The organism is Methylocystis sp. (assembly GCF_051061285.1).
GTDB lineage: Bacteria > Pseudomonadota > Alphaproteobacteria > Rhizobiales > Beijerinckiaceae > Methylocystis.
This window is the reverse complement of record NZ_JBPFEA010000012.1, coordinates 117,980-136,149: the sequence shown is the minus strand read 5'-3', so window position 1 is coordinate 136,149 and position 18,170 is coordinate 117,980. Positions and strand designations below refer to the sequence as shown.

The window sequence follows — 18,170 nt, the reverse complement described above, 5'->3', positions numbered from 1 at the left end:
CCTAGCGTGTCCTACTCGAAGGCGACTTGGACTCGCGTCACCGTGCGATCGAAAAGGCCGGTCGGCAGATAACACAGCGGATTTGTGGCGAGCGGCGCTTCCTTGCAGTGCTCGTGATCGCTTGTCCAAGCATAGCCTGACTGCGCCATGCAACCCAGAATATATTTGCGGATCAGGTGATTTGGATCCAAGCGGCGATTTTCGGGATATGCCGACTCGCCGTCCAATTCGCAGGCCGACGTTTTAATCTGCTGCGCCTTGAAAAAGGACGAGCTGGAGCCAATCAATCCGGCTTCCGCGCCAACGACCATGATCAATCCGCCGACGAAGGCCATGACCGCCGTCACCTTGCTGACCCTGAACTGTCCGTCGAGCAAGGAGAGCACGCCGCCCGTCGCCAAAGCGACGCCGACGAAGATCAACACGAGAATCATGACTGGTTCTCCGATGTCAGAGTAGTTTGATGGCGCCGTCGGATGAGAGACGGACATGCTGAGCAAAGGCCGCAGGCGGCGCCGGCGTATAGCCCCGATCTTTGCGTCTTCGTTCGACATGCTTCGCCGTCGATGGAAGAACGCAACGAGGCTCGATGGATTTGAGTGTGTGCTTCGAACGCAGCGCGGTCTGCGACTTAGTCACGGGCCTTGAAGCTTGGCTTCAGACCGCAAAGACGCTTTCAAAGCTTCTTCTTCAATTCGTAGAGCGCGGCGAGCGCTTCGCGCGGCGTCATCTGGTCCGGATCAATCTCTTGAAGCGCGTCGCGCAACGCGTCCTTTGGCGCCGACGCCTCAGCGAGGCGTGCGAAGAGCGGCAGGTCGTCGATCAAGGTCTCGACCGGCGCGCGTCGGTCGGCCGCTTCCAATTCTGCGAGAATTGCATGCGCACGCGCGACGACGCTCGCCGGCAGTCCCGCGAGCTGCGCGACATGCACGCCATAGGAGCGGTCGGCTGCGCCTTTGATCACCTCATGCAGAAACACCACATCGCCGGCGTGATCGGTCACCTTCATCGTCAGATTGACGAGTCGCGGCAGCCGCTTCGCAAGCTGCGTCAATTCATGGAAATGCGTGGCGAAGATCGCGCGCGAGCGATTCACTTCGTGGAGATGTTCGATCGTCGCCCAGGCGATCGAAAGTCCGTCGAATGTCGCCGTGCCACGACCGATTTCATCGAGAATGACGAGCGAACGCGGGCTCGCGCAGTTCAGGATCGCCGCAGTTTCGACCATCTCGACCATGAAGGTCGAGCGACCACGGGCGAGATCGTCAGAGGCGCCGACACGCGAGAACAGCCTGTCGATGACGCCGATGCGGGCGGACTGCGCGGGAACGTAGGAGCCCGTCTGCGCCAGGAGCGCGATGAGCGCGTTCTGACGCAGATAGGTCGACTTGCCCGCCATGTTCGGCCCGGTGACGACGGCGATTCGGCCGCCCTCCGCTGCGCAAAGATCACAGTCATTCGCGGCGAATGCCTTGCCTTGCGACTGTAGCGAAGCTTCAACGACGGGATGTCGGCCGCCGACAATCTGGAAATCGAGCGAAGCGTCGATCATTGGCCTCGTCCAGCCGCTCTTCTCTGCGACTTCGGCGAGCGCGCCGTAGAGATCGAGCCGCGCGAACGCTTCGGCGAGACGCCGCAAGTCGTCGGCGCGCGCGCAAACGTTTGCGACCAGCGCGTCGAAGATCGCCAATTCGCGCGCCAGAGCGCGATCGGCCGCCGAAGCGATCTTCGCTTCGAGCTCGACGAGTTCGCGCGTCGAGAAACGCATCGCGTCGGCCATGGTCTGGCGATGCGTGAACGTCGCGTCGAAAGGCGGTCGCAGCAGCCTTTCGCCGTTCGCCAGCGACACCTCGAGAAAAAAGCCGAGAAAATTATTGTGCTTGATCCTGAGCTTCGTCTCGGTGAGTTCGGCGTAGCGTCCCTGCAGCTCGGCGATCACCTTACGACTTGCGTCGCGTAGCCGTCTCGCTTCGTCCAACTCGGAGTCGCGCCCCTCACGAATGAAGTCGCCGTTGCGCCTGTCGAGCGGCAGGCTGTCTTTCAAAGCTGCGGCGATTTCGCGGGCCAGCGCGATGTCCGCTTGAGAAAGCGCTTGGGCCTCCGCAGCGATCTCCGACGGCGGATCGAGCTGCGCGAAAAGACCCGCGATGTCCTGCGCAGCGTCCAGCGCGACGCCGACGCTTGCAAGATCGCGCGGGCCGCCGCGCTCCAACGAAAGACGCGACAAGGCGCGAGAAAGATCCGGCGCGCGCGCGAGCTTCGCGCGAAGCGCGGCGCGCAGATCCGGCTTTTCGAAAAAGCAGGCGACGGCGTCGAGACGCGCCGCGATCAATCGCGCGTCCGTCAAGGGCGCCGCGATCCGCTCGGCCAAGAGCCTCGCGCCGCCGGGCGTGACGGTGAGGTCGACGACCCAGAGCAGCGAGCCCTCGCGCGCGCCGGACAGGGTGCGCGTCAGCTCGAGATTAGCGCGCGTCGCCGCGTCGATTTCAAGCGCCGTCAGCGCGCGCAGACTTGTCGGACGCGAAAGCGCCGGGCGCTGTCCCTTTTGCGTGCGCTCGACATAGAAAATCGCCGTCGCGGCGGCGGCGAGCTCACAGTCGCTGAAAGCGCCGAAGCCCTCGAGCGTCGCCACAGCGTAGAACGCCATGAGGCGTCGCGCCGCGTCGGCGCCGTCGCCGATGTCGCGGCCGATCGGCGCGATGGGCGCGCCGGCGCCTTCGAAGAGCGTCGAAAGCGATGGGTCCCGGCACAGCGCGTCGACGGCGATGATTTCGCGAGGCTCCAGACGCGCGATCTCGGCGCCGAGCGCATTCTCGTCCCGCTCACAGACCGTAAAGGCGCCCGTCGAAATATCGACGCTTGCCAGGCCGTATCGCCAGCGCCCGTCCTCCCCGCGCAAGCGCGCGATCGCCAGAAAGGCGTTATGTCTCGCTGGATCGAGCAGCGCGTCTTCGGTGATCGTGCCGGGCGTGACAAGCCGCACGACGTCGCGCCGCACCACCGATTTCGCGCCGCGTTTTTTGGCTTCCGCCGGGTCTTCGATCTGCTCGCAGACGGCGACGCGATGTCCGAGCGCAATGAGCTTTTGCAGATAATCATTGGCGCGCTCGACTGGCACGCCGCACATCGGAATGTCTTCGCCAAGATGCTTGCCGCGCTTCGTTAGCATGATGCCAAGCGCGCGCGACGCGGTCTGCGCGTCTTCAAAAAACAGCTCGTAGAAATCGCCCATGCGATAGAACAGCAGGCAATCGGCGTTCGCCGCCTTGATCTCGATATATTGGGCGATCATTGGGGTCGCGCGCGTCTGCGCCTCGATACCGAGATTTTGAGCAGGAACGGGCGCCGCGTGTTTCATGCCCGTCAGTGTAACGGCGTCGCGGCGCAAGCGCCACGCGCGGCATGCGCTTGCATGTGGACGACGCGTCCGCCCGGGCCTAGATTCGCCGCTTGCTTGCCTGATTGCGATTGGGGACTTCGATGATCGCCGCCATCTATCGTCCTATTGCCCTTGCCGCAGCCGCCGCTTGGCTTTGTTCGGCCGCTATCGCCGCGCAGCGCGTCCCGCCAGAATCGCCAATCCCGTGGCAGGTCGACAAAAACCCCTTTAGGGCGAAAAGGGCGAATGAAGCGTTCAGCGGCTTTGCCTGCGCGACGAGCGGCATATGTGTGCTCGCCGTCGATGAAGGCCGCCAGGGCGCCTTCATGCGCATCAATGGCGAGCGGCTCGTCTATGTCGGGGAGCCCTTCGAATTCGATGGCGTGGAGAAGGAGCTCGACGCCGAAGCTGCGGCCGTCGACGGCGGCTATTTTTACGTGGCCGGATCACACGCCGCAAAGCGCGAAACATGCTGCGACAATTCCGACAGCCGACATGTCTACCGGCTGACGACCGACGAGAACGGCCATCTCGGAACGATGGCGCACAGCGAGCGCTTATGGGACGCGATGCGCAGCCTTCCCGAACTTGCGTCCGATGCCGTTCCCGGCGACTGCCGCTGCGACAGGGCCCCTGGCCGTAACCGCGTCGACATCGAGGGCATGGCGGCGGCGAGGGGGCGGCTGTTTTTCGCCTTGCGCGCGCCGAACGTCGACGGGAACGCCTACATCGTCAGCGTCGATGCAAGGGCTCTTTTCGAGGGAGGCGATCTTAGACCCTCGCTTGCACAGATTCCTTTAGGCGCCAATAAGGGCTTTCGAGATCTCGCAATCGCGGACGGCGTGGCGCTCGCTCTCGTTGGGCCCAGCGACGCCGAATCGTCAGCGGACTATTCGATCGTCGAGTTGCGCGGACTGACGACCGGCGTGGCGGTGCAGCCAAAAGAACTCGCAACGCTCGATCTGCAGAATGCTCCGCTAGGGAAGAAAGGCGCACTCATCAAGCCGGAAGCCATTGCCCTGCTTGAGCTGAACCCAAGACGCTATCGCCTGCTCGTGCTCTCGGATGGAGGCGAAGACGGCGCGCCGCTGGTCTTCAACATTTCCCGCAAGCCATAAAAGGAAGCCCCGGAAGAACGCTCTTCCGGGGCTTTCTCGCATCATGTCATCGCCATAGCGCCAGCAGGATGATGATCGGTATCGGAACCCCGAGCATCCACAGCAAGACCGACCGGAACATTTCACACCTCCAGTTAGAAGCGAGAGAGCGCCGCGACGCCGACGTTTTCATCGCGATGGCGCCCGCCGAGCGTTGCGCCGTACCAGGCCGCCACCGCGCCGATGAGCATTGTCGCCGCGGAAAGGAAGGCGAGCAGGATGCCGGTCTTGCGCGCGGTCTCGGCGGTCTCCTTCGCCTTCGCCTGATCTTCACGCAGACGTTCGGCGCTCAGATCCACGCGCCTTTCCGCTTCCTGCGGGGCGAGGCCGGAGCGCGAAGCGAGAACATTGACGAGATAGGCGCGATCTTCTCCGGAGATTTCGCCTGTCGCCAAGCCGCGCTCGACGATTCGCTTGACGATCGCGCGCGGATATTCGGCCGGCGTCGTCACGCCCCGTGCGTTCACGTCGCCATCGCCGCGCAACAGAAAATCGACCCGCTCCTCGACCGGAGTGACGGTGGGCGCAAGCGCTGAGGTCTCGGCTTTTGCGCCTTCTGCAGACGCCGCGGCGGAAACGCCGGTCTTCGCCACCTGGAATATGGAGAATCCGGCGATGAGCGCGAACACCACGATCGCCGCGGCCCAGAGCACCAGACCATGGACGCCGTCGCGGACCTCCACCTCTTCCTGCGAAACGTCTCCGGCGCGCCGGCGCAGCCGTCCCGTGACGTAGCCGCCGACCGCAAAGCTCGAAACGGTGATCCAGAGCACCCAGAGCGTCAACGCGATCAGATGCACGATCAAGGACGCGCCGCCATAAGGCGAGGTCATCGACAGGCCGATCGCCGAGCCGAAGGCCCCCATGATGAAGGAAATTGCGCCGGCGATCATGGCGCCGGCGATAATGGCCGCCCAATCGGTGTTGGTCGAGCGACCCGATATCTCCTCAGCGGCCGTCACGGCGGCCGATTCGCCACGCGACGGCCTGACGTCGAGTCCCGTTTGCGCGAAGTCAGTCATTCCGCCATCTCCTCAGCGCAGGCCAAGAAATGATAAAATCGCCAGGACGACGACGACGAGTCCGACGAGATAAATGATGCCATTCATTTTGAAACCTCCGCTTCGACCGCTGCCGCCCGGAATCCTGACCTGAGCCGCCGCATGGACAGCCGCGCATGCCCTAAAACGCTGACGCTTCGTCATTGTTCCGTGACGCTTTGCGCGGCCGCCCTGGATCGGCGAACGCTTGTGGACGCAGCCACGCTCCGGTTATGGTCGCTGTGTTGCGTCGCAACAGCAAAGGGGCGGAGATGGCCGACGACATGGCGGAGAATCGGGCGGAAGGGGAACAGCGCGCGACGATATCGGACAAGGAGGCGCTGCTGTTCCATTCGCGCGGCCGGCCCGGCAAACTCGCCGTCATCGCCTCGAAGCCCATGGCGACTCAGCGCGACCTGTCGCTCGCCTATTCGCCGGGCGTCGCCGCGCCGGTGCTGGCCATCGCCAAGGATCCTTCCGCGGCGTTCGATTATACGACCCGCGGCAACATGGTCGCCGTCATCACCAACGGCACCGCGATCCTCGGGCTCGGCGATCTCGGCGCGCTGGCGGCGAAGCCGGTGATGGAAGGCAAGGCCGCGCTGTTCAAGCGCTTCGCCGACATCGATTCCATTGATCTCGAGATCGACGCGAAGGAGGTCGACGCATTCGTCAACGCCGTGCGCTATCTCGGCCCCTCATTCGGCGGCATCAATCTCGAAGACATCAAGGCGCCGGAATGTTTCGTCATCGAGGAGCGGCTACGCGACCTCATGGACATTCCGGTCTTCCATGACGATCAGCACGGCACGGCGATCATCTCCGCCGCCGGCATGCTCAACGCGCTGCTGCTGACGGGCCGCGACATCGGATCGGCGAAGCTCGTCTGCAACGGCGCCGGCGCCGCCGGCATTGCTTGTCTCGATCTCGCCAAAGCGATGGGTTTCGATCCGCGCAATGTCATCCTGTGCGACACCAAGGGCGTCGTCTATCGCGGCCGCCAGGAGGGGATGAACCAGTGGAAGAGCGCGCACGCCGTCGACACCACGGCGCGAACGCTCGCCGAGGCGCTGGAAGGCGCCGACATCTTCTACGGCCTCTCCGTCAAGGGCGCCCTGACGCCGAACATGCTTCGCAGCATGGCGAAAAATCCGATCGTCTTCGCCATGGCCAATCCCGACCCGGAGATCACGCCGGAAGAAGCGCGCGCCACGCGCGCCGACGTGATCATCGCCACCGGCCGTTCCGACTATCCCAACCAGATCAATAATGTTCTGGGCTTTCCCTATATTTTCCGGGGCGCGCTCGACGTGCGCGCCAAGACGATCAACATGGAGATGAAGATCGCTGCGACGAAGGCGCTCGCCGATCTCGCGCGCGAGGACGTGCCGGACGAAGTCGCAAACGCCTACCGTGGCGCCCGGCCGCGTTTCGGCCGTGACTATATTATCCCGGCGCCGTTCGACCCGCGCCTCATCTCCATCATTCCGCCCGCCGTGGCGCTCGCGGCGATGGACACCGGCGTCGCGCGCCGCCCCATCGTCGACATGAAGGCCTATCGCGCCGAGCTATCGGCGCGTCGCGATCCGATCGCCGGGTTGATGCAGACCATTCACGAACGCGTGCAGCGTGATCCCAAGCGCGTCGTCTTCGCCGAGGGCGAAGAGGAGCAGGTGATCCGCGCCGCGCTTGCTTTCGTCAACCAGGGCTTTGGACGCGCCGTGCTTGTCGGCCGGGAGGATCGCGTCAAGGAGGCGGCGGGAAACGCCGGCCTTGAACTTCCCGCAGAGATCGAAATCCACAACGCCAAACTCTCGAACCGTAACGCAGTCTATGCGCAGTTCCTGTTCGAGCGCCTGCAGCGCAAGGGCTTTCTGATGCGCGACTGCCAACGGCTGATCAATCAGGACCGCAATCATTTCGCCGCCGCGATGGTGGCGCAGGGCGACGCCGACGCCATGGTGACGGGCGTGACGCGCAATTTCTCCCACGCGCTTGAAGACGTGCGCCGCGTCATCGACCACAAGCCCGGCCACCGCGTCATCGGCGCGTCGATCATTCTCGCCAACGGCCGCGTCGTCGTCGTTGCCGATACGGCGATCACCGAAATGCCCGACGCCCACGAGCTGGCCGAAATCGCCATCGAGGCGGCCGGCGTCGCGCGCCGCATCGGACTCGAGCCGCGGGTCGCCATGCTGGCCTTTTCGACATTCGGCTATCCGCCGGGCGAGCGCACGGCGCGCGTGCATCAGGCGGTCAACGTTCTCGACCAACGGCGCGTCGATTTCGAATATGAGGGCGAGATGGGCGCGGACATTGCGCTCAATAAGGATCTCATGAACGCCTATCCATTTTCGCGACTCACCGATACGGCGAACGTCCTTGTCATGCCAGCGTTTCATTCGGCGGCTATTTCGACAAAAATGTTACAGGAACTGGGCGGCGCGACCGTCCTCGGTCCGCTGATCGTCGGACTCGACAAACCGGTTCAAATCGTCCAACTCGGCGCGACGGACACGGAGATCGTCAATATGGCGGCGCTCGCCGCCTTCGGCGTCGGCGGATGACCCACCCCCTTGACGGGTAGAGTCGCGCCGTAGGCGCAGGGTGGGGTGAACCGCGCGTCGCGCACCCTGCTCACCCCACCCGCGCGGCTTTCCCGCGCGACCTCCCTTGGGAGGCGATCGCACATGAAGCAAGAGACTGACGCTGATGAATATTACGATGATTGGTTCGGGCTATGTAGGTCTGGTCTCGGGCGCCTGTTTCGCCGACTTCGGCCATAACGTCATTTGCGTCGACGCCGACGCGACCAAGATCGAGCGCCTGAAGCGCGGCGAGATTCCGATCTTTGAGCCCGGCCTCGACGAACTCGTCGCCAATAACGTCGAACAGAACCGCCTTTCCTTCACCACCGCACTCGAACCGGCGGTCAAAGGCGCCGACGCGGTGTTCATCGCGGTCGGCACGCCATCGCGGCGCGGCGACGGCCATGCGGATTTGTCCTTCGTCTACGCCGCCGCACAGACCATCGCCAAAGCGCTCGAAGGATTCACGGTCGTCGTCAACAAATCGACCGTCCCCGTCGGCACCGGCGACGAAGTCGAGCGCATCATTCGCGAAGTCAATCCGGACGCCGATTTCACCGTCGTCTCCAATCCTGAATTCTTGCGCGAAGGCGCGGCGATCGAGGATTTCAAACGCCCCGACCGGGTCGTCATCGGCATCGAAGATCCGCGCGCGCGCGAAGTGATGGAGGAAATCTATCGTCCGCTGTCGCTCAACGCGCCGCCGCTGGTCTTCGTCGGGCGCCGCACGTCGGAACTGACGAAATACGCGGCCAACGCCTTTCTGGCGACGAAGATCACCTTCATCAACGAAATCGCCGATCTGTGCGAGAAGGTCGGCGCCGACGTGCAGGAGGTCGCGCGCGGCATCGGACTCGACAAGCGCATCGGCGCGAAATTCCTGCATGCGGGACCGGGCTATGGCGGCTCCTGCTTTCCCAAGGATACGCTGGCGCTGATCAAGACCGGACAGGACGAGGGCGCGGCGCTGCGCATCGTCGAAACGGTGGTCGCCGTCAATGACGCGCGCAAGCGGGCGATGGCGCGCAAAGTGATCAACGCGCTCGGCGGCTCGGTGCGCGGCAAGAAGATCGCGCTCCTCGGACTGGCCTTCAAGCCCAACACCGACGACATGCGCGACGCGCCTTCGCTCGCCATCGTCGCCTCGCTCGCCGGCGACGGGGCGCAGGTGCATGCCTATGACCCCGAGAGCATGGCGCAGGCGCGTCCGCTGATGCCGGAGGTCACCTTCCACGACAACGCCTATTCGGCGCTGGAAGGCGCCGACGCGCTCGCCATCGTCACCGAATGGGACGCCTTCCGCGCGCTCGATCTCGATCGGGTCAGGAGCCTCTTGAAGCAGCCGATCATCGTCGATCTGCGCAACGTCTATCGCCCCGGCGACGTGCGCAAGCGCGGCTTCACCTATGTGAGCGTCGGACGGATGTGAGAGGAATCACGCGGAGGATTGTGGCGTGACGGACGACGAAAGAGCCATTCGCGAATTGGTCGAAGCCTGGATGGCCTGCAGCAAAGCAGGCGACCTTTCAGCGCTGCTCGATCTGATGACGGATGACGTGATTTTTTTGACGCCGGGGGGAAAGCCATTCGGCAAGGAGGCTTTCGCAGCCGCTTCGAAAAACATGAAGAACGTCGCAATCGAGGGGCGCAGCGAAATCCAGGAGCTCTGCATTTTTGGCGACTGGGCGTATCTGCGCAATTACATGGACATGACAGCGACGCCTCTACACGGAGGCGCGCCTTTGCATCGGACCGGGCATACCTTGTCGATTCTACGCAAGGAAGCCGATGGACGATGGCGGCTGGCCAGAGACGCAAATCTTTTGGCTGCGGAAAAATCCTGAGCCGAAAAGTCTTTCAACCCTCGTCTCGCGCTGCTATCGCGCCGCGAGTTTGATCTCCGGATAGCTGCACGTCCCGTCGCGCTTTTTTTCGACACGCGACGGCGGTTCGACAAGGCCTCCGCGTCGCAAGACGTTGAGGAGAGGCCCCCGCCGAGATCTCCATCGACTGCCGCGCCAACCTCCAACCATTGTGCGGCGGCGCACAGCGTGCGACGCGCGCCTAAGCGAGTTTGCATCGCCCTGCTCGCGATGCGGCCAGGCGCATTTTTTTCATGGAGGTTTATATGGCTAAGCAAGTTGCCCCAAAAGACGCGCGCGTTGGAAGCTACCATCCACGAGTCGTCGTCAAATTCCGCGATCGCATCGAGCTGCCCTACGACGCCACGGTGGAGAAGGAAATCGAGCGTCGGTTTCATGGCGCATGGACGCGCCTTGCCGAGCAGTTCAAGGGCATTTCCATGGCGCCTCTCTTCGCTTCAAAAAAAGCCGACGAGATTCGCGACCTGATGGCGCGCGCCGAAGTCAGCGATCCGAGCTATCACGCCCCGGATTTCCTCGGCTATTTCGTGCTCAATGTGCCGGACGACGCGGCGCCGGAGATGGTCGCGAGGATCGTTTCGCAGTGGCCGTCCGTCGAAAAAGCCTATGTCGAGCCAAAGCCCGTCGAGCCGCCGCTGGTCAACGCCGCCGACGATCCGCGCAGCATGAACCAGGGTTATCTCGACCCTGCGCCAGACGGCATTGACGCGGAATACGCATGGCTTTTCGCCGGCGGCGACGGCGCCGATCAGGCGCTGGTCGATCTCGAATGGGGCTGGACGCTCAATCACGAAGATCTCGCGGCGCATAACATCTCGATCATTTCCGGACTGAACAATTCCTTCTTCTTCCACGGCTCCGGCGTGCTCGGAGAAATCTGCGCGATCGACAATATGGTGGGCTGCGTCGGCGTCACGCCGAAGCTCGGGTCGGTGCGCGTCGTCGGTCAATGGCTCTCGGGCGGCGGCTACAGCACATCTCAGCCCATTCTCGACGCCGTCGCGGTCATGAATTTCGGCGACGTGCTTCTGCTCGAGGCGCAGACGAGCTTCGCCGGCTACGTCAAAGTGCCGGTGGAGATCGAGCCCGCGGTGTTCGACGTCATTCGGCTCGCGACGGCGCTCGGCGTTGTGGTGGTTGAAGCCGGCGGCAATGGCGGCGTCGATTTGGATACGGTCAGTGTGAGCGGTGAGCTCGTCTTCAATCGCGCCAGCGCCGACTTCAAGGATTCCGGCGCCATCATTGTCGGCGCGGGATCGTCGACCGCGCCGCATACGCGTCTCGGCTTCTCCTGCTTCGGCAGCCGCATCGACTGCTATGGCTGGGGCGAGAATGTCGATACGCTCTCTTCCGACAACTCTAACGTCGCGACGAACCTCTATACGACCGGGTTCAACGGCACGTCGAGCGCGTCGCCCATCGTGACGGGCGCGGCGCTCGCCGTACAGGGTCTGGCGCAAGCCGCTCTCGGCCATCGCTTCGCCCCGTGGCAGTTGCGTCAGATCTTGAGTCATCCCGCCAATGGCACGCCATCGCAGACTCCTGCGGTCGACCGCATCGGCGTGATGCCCAATCTGCGCGCGATCATCGACGGCGACGTGCTCAGTCTGGCGCCCGACGTCTATCTGCGCGATTTCGTCGGCGATAGCGGCGACGCCCATATGGGCGCGATCTCGGCGAGCCCCGACGTCATCCTGCGTCAGAACGCGGTCGCTGATCCGCAAGCCGCCTTCGGCCAAGGCAGCGGCGTCGAGAACAGCGCCACGCTCGGTTATGAGGCGGAGGCGGGCCAGGACAATTTCGTCTATGTCCGCATGCGCAATCGCGGCGGCTCGGCGGCGAACAACGTCGAGGCGACAGTCTTTTGGGCGCCGCCCTCGACGCTGCTGACGCCCGACCAATGGAATCCGTTGGGATCGACCACTCTGCCGTCCGTGCCGACCGGCGATCAGCTCACGGTTTCGGATGCGATCCAGTGGCAGGCCGCCGACATTCCGGCGCCCGGACATTATTGCTTCGTGGCGCTGATCGGCGCGACGGGCGATCCGGCCCCGGCGCCCGCGGATTTCCTCGACTGGGATAATTTCCGCAGCTTCATCCGCAACAACAACAATGTGACCTGGCGCAACTTCAACGTCGTGAACAATACGCCGCCGGCGGGCGCCCAACCTCCGGGCTTCGTCGCGCTGCCCTTCCTTATGGCCGGCGCGCCGGACAAGGCCCGCCGCATGCGGCTGGAGATCGCCAGCCGTCTTCCCGTGAAGGCGGAAGCGATGCTTGAGATGCCGTTGGAGTGGGCGGAACTCGTGATGATCGCCGCGCGGCCCCTCAAGGGCGACGCTCGCGAGCGGCGCGGCGCCGTCGCCATCAAAACGGCGGGACGCACGACGTTCGCCGATGTGGTCTTCCCGGCGAAAGCGCGAATTCCGATGCGCCTCCTCGTAAAAATTCCCGAGGATATGCGCAAGCAGGAGTTCGAAATCTACGCGCGGCAGATGTATGGCGACGAGGAAGTCGGCCGCGTGACCTGGCGTCTCGCGCCGCCGCGCAAGCCGCAATAACAAGCGGCGTCCTCACAAAGAAAGAAAGCGCCGGCCATAGGCCGGCGCTTTGTTGCGTTTGTGAGCGACGCCTACTGCGCCGCGAGCTTGATCTCCGGATAGCTGCACTTCTCGTCGCTCTTCTCTCCGACGTGGAGATGCGACGGCGGCTCGACGAAGGGAATGCCGAGCGTGTGCCAGACGTCGACGAGCGACTCGACGAGGTTCGCGATATGCGCCGGCGTGTGGCAGGGCGTCGGCGTGACGCGCAGCCGCTCGCTTCCCTTGGCCACCGTCGGATAGTTGATCGGCTGAATGTAGATCGAGTGGCGATCGAGCAGCATGTCACTCGCAGCCTTGCAGAGCTCGGCGTTGCGCACCATCACCGGCACGATATGCGAGCCGTTTTCCAACACGGGCAGGCCGGCGGCGGCGAGCGCGTGCTTGGTGATATGCGAGGCGCGCTGATGCGCCGCGCGCAAATCCGGCCGGCGCTTGAGCAGGCGCACCGCGGCGCAGGCCGCGGCGGCGACCGCCGGCGGCAGCGCCGTCGTGAAGATGAAGGAGGCCGCGTAGGACCGGATCGCGTCAATGATCACGGCGTCGCCAGCGATATAGCCGCCCATAGTGCCGAAGCCCTTGGCGAGCGTGCCCTCGATCACGTGGACGCGCGCCATTACGCCTTCGCGTTCGCAGACGCCGCCGCCGCGTGCGCCATACATGCCGACCGCATGCACCTCGTCGACATAGGTCATCGCGCCATAGCGCTCGGCCAGCGCGACGATGTCGCCGACGGGCGCGATATTGCCGTTCATCGAATAGAGGCTTTCGAAGACGACGAGCTTGGGCCGATCGCCCGCTTCGATCAGCAGCTCTTCGAGATGCGCAAGATCGTTATGGCGAAAGATCTTCTTCTCGGCGCGCGAGCGCTTCACGCCTTCGATCATCGAATTATGATTCGAGGCGTCGGAGAGAATGACGCAATTGGGCAGAAGGTCGGCGATCGTCGAAATCGCCGCGAGATTGGAAATCCAGCCCGAGGTGAAGACGAGCGCGGCTTCCTTGCCGTGAAGATCGGCGAGTTCGCGTTCAAGCTCGACGATGGCGTGGCTGGTGCCGGAAATGTTGCGGGTGCCGCCGGAGCCGGCGCCGACCCGGCCAGCCGTGTCGACCATCGCGGCGATCACGTCGGGGTGCTGACCCATGCCGAGATAGTCATTGGAGCACCATATGGTCACGGGCTCGACCGAGCCGTCGTCGCGATGCCAATTGGCGAGGGGAAAAGCTTCGACGTCGCGCTCCAGATGCGCGAAGACGCGATAGCGGCGCTCGTCCTTTAGACGGGAGACGGCGGCCTCGAAGTAACGCCGATAGACCATGCTCCAACCCTTTGATTTTTCTCTTTGCCCCCGAAACCGACGACAAGGCCCCCGTCCTGCCCGCCGTCTAGTTTGGACGTTTTCTTACATAGCCGATCCGCGCCTGAAAGGCGAGTGGCCGAATGACGCGCCCGCGCCTCTTTTCTTGCGCGACGCCGGGCCACCGCCAATAAAAACAATGGCGCCACGCATTGGCGGCGCCGCACGGCGGCGTCAAAGCAGCGCCTTGCCTGGCGCCGCCGTCGCCGCGGCTTTCTCGAGAGAAGCGTTTATGGGATGACCATCCGGCCTCGCGTGAGGTAATGAAGAGACGGGGGTGCGCGTGACGGCGATGAAGCTCTATACGAAAAAAGGCGACAGAGGCCAGACGAGTCTCTTCTCAGGCCGGCGGGCGGCGAAATTCGATCCGCGCGTCGCGGCGGTCGGCGATCTCGACGAATTGTCGGCGAGCCTGGGTCTGGCGCGCGTCGTCTTCCCCGAGGCGAACGATCTTTTGAGCGGCGCGCAAAAGGCGCTCTATACGATCAGCGCAATTGTCAGCGCCGAAGCGCGGAAGATCGATCTTGCCTTCGACGACGCCGAGACCGCGGCGCTCGAAGCCGAGATTGACCGCGCCACCGACGCTCTGCCGCCCTTGCGCGATTTCATCTATCCGGGAGAGGCCGAGGCGAGCGCGCGTCTCCATATGGCGCGCGCCGTCGCCCGGCGGGCCGAGCGCAGCGTCGCCGCGCTCGAAGCGCCGCCGGCGCCCGAGAGCGCCCTCGCCTATCTCAATCGCCTGAGCGATTTATTGTTCGCGCTGGCGCGGCTCGCGGATCTGCACAGCGGACACGCGGACCGGATGCTCGGCGGGTAAGGATTTTTGGGGCGGGGACGGGGTAGCGCTTTGCGCCGCCGACGCCTGGACCGGAGGCTGACGCCCTCGGCTATGCCGGCAGCATGACCACCTTCGTCTTGACCGGCGTTCGCGAATAGAGGTCGATCATGTCCTGACTGAGGAGGCCGGTGCAGCCGCTCGTGATTCCCTGCCCGATCGTGTCGGGGTCGCTGGTGCTATAGATCGTGTAGACCGTGTAGACGCCGTTCTTATAGAGATACAGCACGCGGGCGCCGAGCGGATTTTCCAGACCTCCCGGCATGCCGCCGGCATATTTGCGCGCCTCTGGCTGGCGCGCGATCATCTCCTTGGGCGGCGTCCAGGTGGGCCATTCGGCCTTGCGCCCGATATAAACTTCACCGCTCCACAAGAACCCGGGGCGGCTGACATTGGCGCCATAGCGGGTGGCCATTCCGTCGCCTTCGATGCGGTAAAGATGGAATTTGCCGGGATCGATGATGATCGTGCCGGGCGCTTCCTTGGAGGCGTAGCGCACTTTCTGGCGAAAATATTTCGGATCGACCCTGCTGATATCGACCGCGGGGATCGCGAATTTGTCGTTGGGCACCGGCCCGTAAAGCTTCGCCGCCTCGGCGCGCATCATGTCGTCGGACGACACGCAACCGGCGAGACCGGCCGCGCCGAGACCGGCGGCGGAGCCGACCAGAAACGACCGGCGGTTGAGACGCCCCGGCGCAAGCCCGCGCGGCGCTTCCACGTTTCCTTCGCCGGCATCGGCGATCCCATTGTCTGCGATCATGATTTTGGAGTTCCCATGTCCAGCCGCCGACCAAAGAATACTCCGGCCTGAACCCGCTGAACGTCTTTGCCGAGCCGAGACCTTGCCATCACTTGCTTTTCGGAATGTAAAGAACATCGGCTTTGATCGGAAATTCCGGTCATTCTGTGGCGGCGATTTTACAAATCAGCGCCATCGTCAGCGCCAAAGCGCGGCAGCTCGATCTTGCATCTGGCGAGGCTGCGCTCGATGCGGCCGCTCGCGCCCGAGAGCGCGCTCGCCTATCTCAATCGCCTGAGCGATTTGTGGTTCGCGCCGGCGCGACTTGCCGATCAGCAAAGCGGACATGCGCGGCCCAGCGAAGCCCCATCATCCATGGAAGATCGGAAGCGCCTGAGGCTGGATCATGATCAAGAGACCATAGACGAGGATGGCGATGCCCATGGCCTGCGCCACGACGGGACCCCATGGCAAGGTCTTCTCGGCGAAAACGATCACCGTCACGCTCGCAAGCGCGGCGACGTTCATCATGCCGAGAGGAAACATGATTGCGCATAGCAGCCAGCAACAGCCAAGGCACCAGGCGCCGTGGTGCGCGCCCATCTGCAGGGCGCCGAGCGTCCCCTCGCGCCAGGAGGTCATGATGAAGCCGATCGGCGTGCGGCATTTGGTCAGGCAGAGCTCTTTCAACGGCGTGAGCTGGTAGAGCCCGGCGGCGACAAGGATCAACCCGCCGACGCGCGCCTGCGCCTCCGCCGAAAGATCCAGGCGCGCGGCGACAGCCTCCGCGGCGATCGCGCCAATATAAGCGAGGAGGCCAGACGCCATCCAGACGAGCAGATAGCCGGCGAGGAAAGCCCATGTTCCGACGAAAGCCTGTCCCCGTTTGCGCCGCGCGGCCTGCGCCTTGTGGAAGGTGAGCGCCATCGGCGCCACCGTCGGAAACATCATCGCAATCGTCATCGCCAGCCAGACAGCGATGAAGAGCGGCGCGCCGAGTCCCATGGACGGCGAGGCCATGCCGCTATGGGCGTCATGACCTGCGCCTTGCCAGATCAGAAGCGCCCACGCCGCGACCGACAAGGCGATCAGCAAGGCCAGGATCGCGTTACGCTGAAGCGCGATCAGGTCCACGCGCGTCTGTGCCATGCGGGGGGCGCCATCCGTCAATTCGACCACTCGATCGGCGCGTAATGCCCGTTCCGGCCCGAATTATTCCAGTCCATGCCGTGGTCGCTGAAATGATTTCCCGTGCGGCCAACGCCGAAAGCGATTTTCTCCGGCGCGAGCGGATGTCCGGTCATGCCCCAGATTTCGCCGCTCGGATGCATGCTGGCGAGCGGATCGACGGCGACGGCGAGAACGCCCGGGATTTCGACCGCGCGTGATTTGCCCTCGATCGTGTAATGGATCGACGTCTTCCTAACGCCGAGATGCGTTCCGACCAAAGGCGCGAAAGCCGCCATCGGTCCGCCTTCCTCGCCGCCGAAAATCGCGCCCAGAGCGGCTGTCTGATCGTCGGTTGCGCGCTCGTCGATATAGACGGCGAGCGTCCAGTCGCCCTCCGCCATGGGCCCCGGCGCATGCGCCGCAAGCGCCACATTCAGCCCATCCAGCGCCACGTCGCCATAATGGCCTTTGTCGATGTGGAACGCCAAAATGTTGTCGCAGCACCCCTGCGTCGGCGTCGCCATCATGGCCTTCGTCGAGACCAGGCAGGGACAGACGATGTCGCAATTGCAGTTCTCGAGATAGTCGCCGACAAAGCGCCACTTTGTTCGCGTCGCCATTTTCTGTTTTCTCCGCGGCCGTAATGTGCGGACCTAGAAAGGCTCCTTGAAGGGCCGAAGGTCCATTTCGTGAGTCCAGGCGCTGCGCTTCTGACAGTGCAGCGCCCAATAGGCGTCGGCGATGTCGTCCACGGCAAGGACGCCGTCCGCGCCTTTGGAGCGCACGTAGTCGGCGAAATTCGTCGCCGCATATTCGCCCGCGATCACGCCGTCGATGACGATATGGACGACATGAACGCCCGTTGAGCCGAACTCGCGGGCGAGGCCTTGGGCGACGGCACGCAAGGCGGCCTTGGCGGCGGCGAAGGCAAGAAAGGGCGGACGCGCGCGCAAGGACGCCGTTGCGCCGGTGAAAAGGATCGTGCCTTGCCCGCGCTGGGAGAAGCGCCGGGCCGCCTCCCGCCCGACGACGAAGCCGCCGAGGGCGTTTTGTCGCCAAAGGCGCTCGAAGAGTTCGGGCGTCGTGTCCTGAGCAGAAGCCGCGATATTATTCCCAACATTGTAGGCGACCAGCGCGAGGTCGCCGTCGCGGTCTGCTTCGTCGAAGAGGGCGGCGACATCGGCTTCGCTCGTGGCGTCTGCGACCTTGATCGCGACCGCGCCGCGCGTCGCGGCAATCTGCTCGGCGACGATTCGCAGCCGCTCCGGCGTGCGGCCCGCGACCATGACGCGGAGCCCTTCGCGCGCGAAACGCCGCGCCAGCGCGGCGCCGAGGCCTGACTCGGCGCCGACGCCAATCACGAGCGCCACCCCCCTATTCGCCATCGCCGGTTCTGTCATGGCGCGTCAATTCTCTTC

14 protein-coding genes are annotated in these 18,170 nt (G+C 64.0%); 6 read left to right on the top strand and 8 right to left on the bottom strand.

Going from position 1 to position 18,170, the window contains the following annotated elements:
• Positions 1-11 precede the first annotated feature (11 nt).
• Together ACR65T_RS04475 and mutS are read right to left on the bottom strand one after the other, a co-directional pair.
• Complete coding sequence (locus ACR65T_RS04475) at positions 12-434, bottom strand: hypothetical protein (protein ID WP_434495352.1); 423 nt, start codon at positions 432-434, stop codon at positions 12-14.
• Positions 435-676: 242 nt separating this feature from the next.
• Positions 677-3,358 carry a DNA mismatch repair protein MutS gene (gene mutS / locus ACR65T_RS04470; protein WP_434495454.1) on the bottom strand — a complete coding sequence of 894 codons (2,682 nt, stop codon included), beginning with the start codon at positions 3,356-3,358 and terminating at the stop codon, positions 677-679.
• A gap of 311 nt (positions 3,359-3,669) precedes the next feature.
• Here mutS and ACR65T_RS04465 point away from each other — a divergent pair, with 311 nt between their 5' ends.
• Positions 3,670-4,497 (top strand): DUF3616 domain-containing protein, encoded by an 828-nt coding sequence (locus tag ACR65T_RS04465; protein WP_434495351.1) that lies wholly within the window; start codon positions 3,670-3,672, stop codon positions 4,495-4,497.
• A 134-nt stretch (positions 4,498-4,631) separates the two neighbouring features.
• Here ACR65T_RS04465 and ACR65T_RS04460 read toward each other — a convergent pair whose 3' ends face one another.
• Positions 4,632-5,558, bottom strand: a complete 927-nt coding sequence (locus tag ACR65T_RS04460) for a hypothetical protein (RefSeq protein ID WP_434495350.1) — start codon at positions 5,556-5,558, stop codon at positions 4,632-4,634.
• A 290-nt stretch (positions 5,559-5,848) separates the two neighbouring features.
• Between ACR65T_RS04460 and ACR65T_RS04455 the strand changes: the two genes are divergently transcribed.
• The 4 genes from ACR65T_RS04455 (at position 5,849) to ACR65T_RS04440 (ending at position 12,608) form a co-directional block, all read left to right on the top strand.
• Complete coding sequence (locus ACR65T_RS04455) at positions 5,849-8,143, top strand: NADP-dependent malic enzyme (RefSeq protein ID WP_434495349.1); 2,295 nt, start codon at positions 5,849-5,851, stop codon at positions 8,141-8,143.
• 145 nt (positions 8,144-8,288) lie between these two features.
• Positions 8,289-9,593, top strand: a complete 1,305-nt coding sequence (locus tag ACR65T_RS04450) for a UDP-glucose dehydrogenase family protein (protein WP_434495348.1) — start codon at positions 8,289-8,291, stop codon at positions 9,591-9,593.
• 25 nt (positions 9,594-9,618) lie between these two features.
• Positions 9,619-10,008, top strand: coding sequence for a YybH family protein (locus ACR65T_RS04445; RefSeq protein ID WP_434495347.1), 390 nt, complete (start codon positions 9,619-9,621; stop codon positions 10,006-10,008).
• A 284-nt stretch (positions 10,009-10,292) separates the two neighbouring features.
• Positions 10,293-12,608 carry a S8 family peptidase gene (locus tag ACR65T_RS04440; RefSeq protein WP_434495346.1) on the top strand — a complete coding sequence of 772 codons (2,316 nt, stop codon included), beginning with the start codon at positions 10,293-10,295 and terminating at the stop codon, positions 12,606-12,608.
• Between the two features lie 71 nt (positions 12,609-12,679).
• Here ACR65T_RS04440 and hemA read toward each other — a convergent pair whose 3' ends face one another.
• A complete protein-coding gene (hemA, locus tag ACR65T_RS04435; protein WP_434495345.1) occupies positions 12,680-13,966 on the bottom strand; it encodes a 5-aminolevulinate synthase in 1,287 nt (428 codons plus the stop codon).
• 316 nt (positions 13,967-14,282) lie between these two features.
• On the opposite strand from hemA, the gene ACR65T_RS04430 reads away from it, so the two are divergent.
• Positions 14,283-14,822 carry a cob(I)yrinic acid a,c-diamide adenosyltransferase gene (locus ACR65T_RS04430; RefSeq protein WP_434495344.1) on the top strand — a complete coding sequence of 180 codons (540 nt, stop codon included), beginning with the start codon at positions 14,283-14,285 and terminating at the stop codon, positions 14,820-14,822.
• 70 nt (positions 14,823-14,892) lie between these two features.
• On the opposite strand, the gene ACR65T_RS04425 is transcribed toward ACR65T_RS04430, so the two are convergent.
• From ACR65T_RS04425 to ACR65T_RS04410, 4 genes are all read right to left on the bottom strand, one after another.
• The gene (locus ACR65T_RS04425; RefSeq protein WP_434495343.1) at positions 14,893-15,603 is read right to left on the bottom strand and encodes a L,D-transpeptidase; all 711 of its coding nucleotides are present in this window, start codon (positions 15,601-15,603) and stop codon (positions 14,893-14,895) included.
• Positions 15,604-15,951: 348 nt separating this feature from the next.
• On the bottom strand, positions 15,952-16,731 hold the full coding sequence (locus tag ACR65T_RS04420) for a DUF2182 domain-containing protein (protein WP_434495342.1): 780 nt from the start codon (positions 16,729-16,731) through the stop codon (positions 15,952-15,954).
• A gap of 17 nt (positions 16,732-16,748) precedes the next feature.
• A complete protein-coding gene (locus tag ACR65T_RS04415; protein ID WP_434495341.1) occupies positions 16,749-17,372 on the bottom strand; it encodes a DUF1326 domain-containing protein in 624 nt (207 codons plus the stop codon).
• A gap of 33 nt (positions 17,373-17,405) precedes the next feature.
• On the bottom strand, positions 17,406-18,152 hold the full coding sequence (locus ACR65T_RS04410; RefSeq protein WP_434495340.1) for an SDR family NAD(P)-dependent oxidoreductase: 747 nt from the start codon (positions 18,150-18,152) through the stop codon (positions 17,406-17,408).
• Positions 18,153-18,170 lie beyond the last annotated feature (18 nt).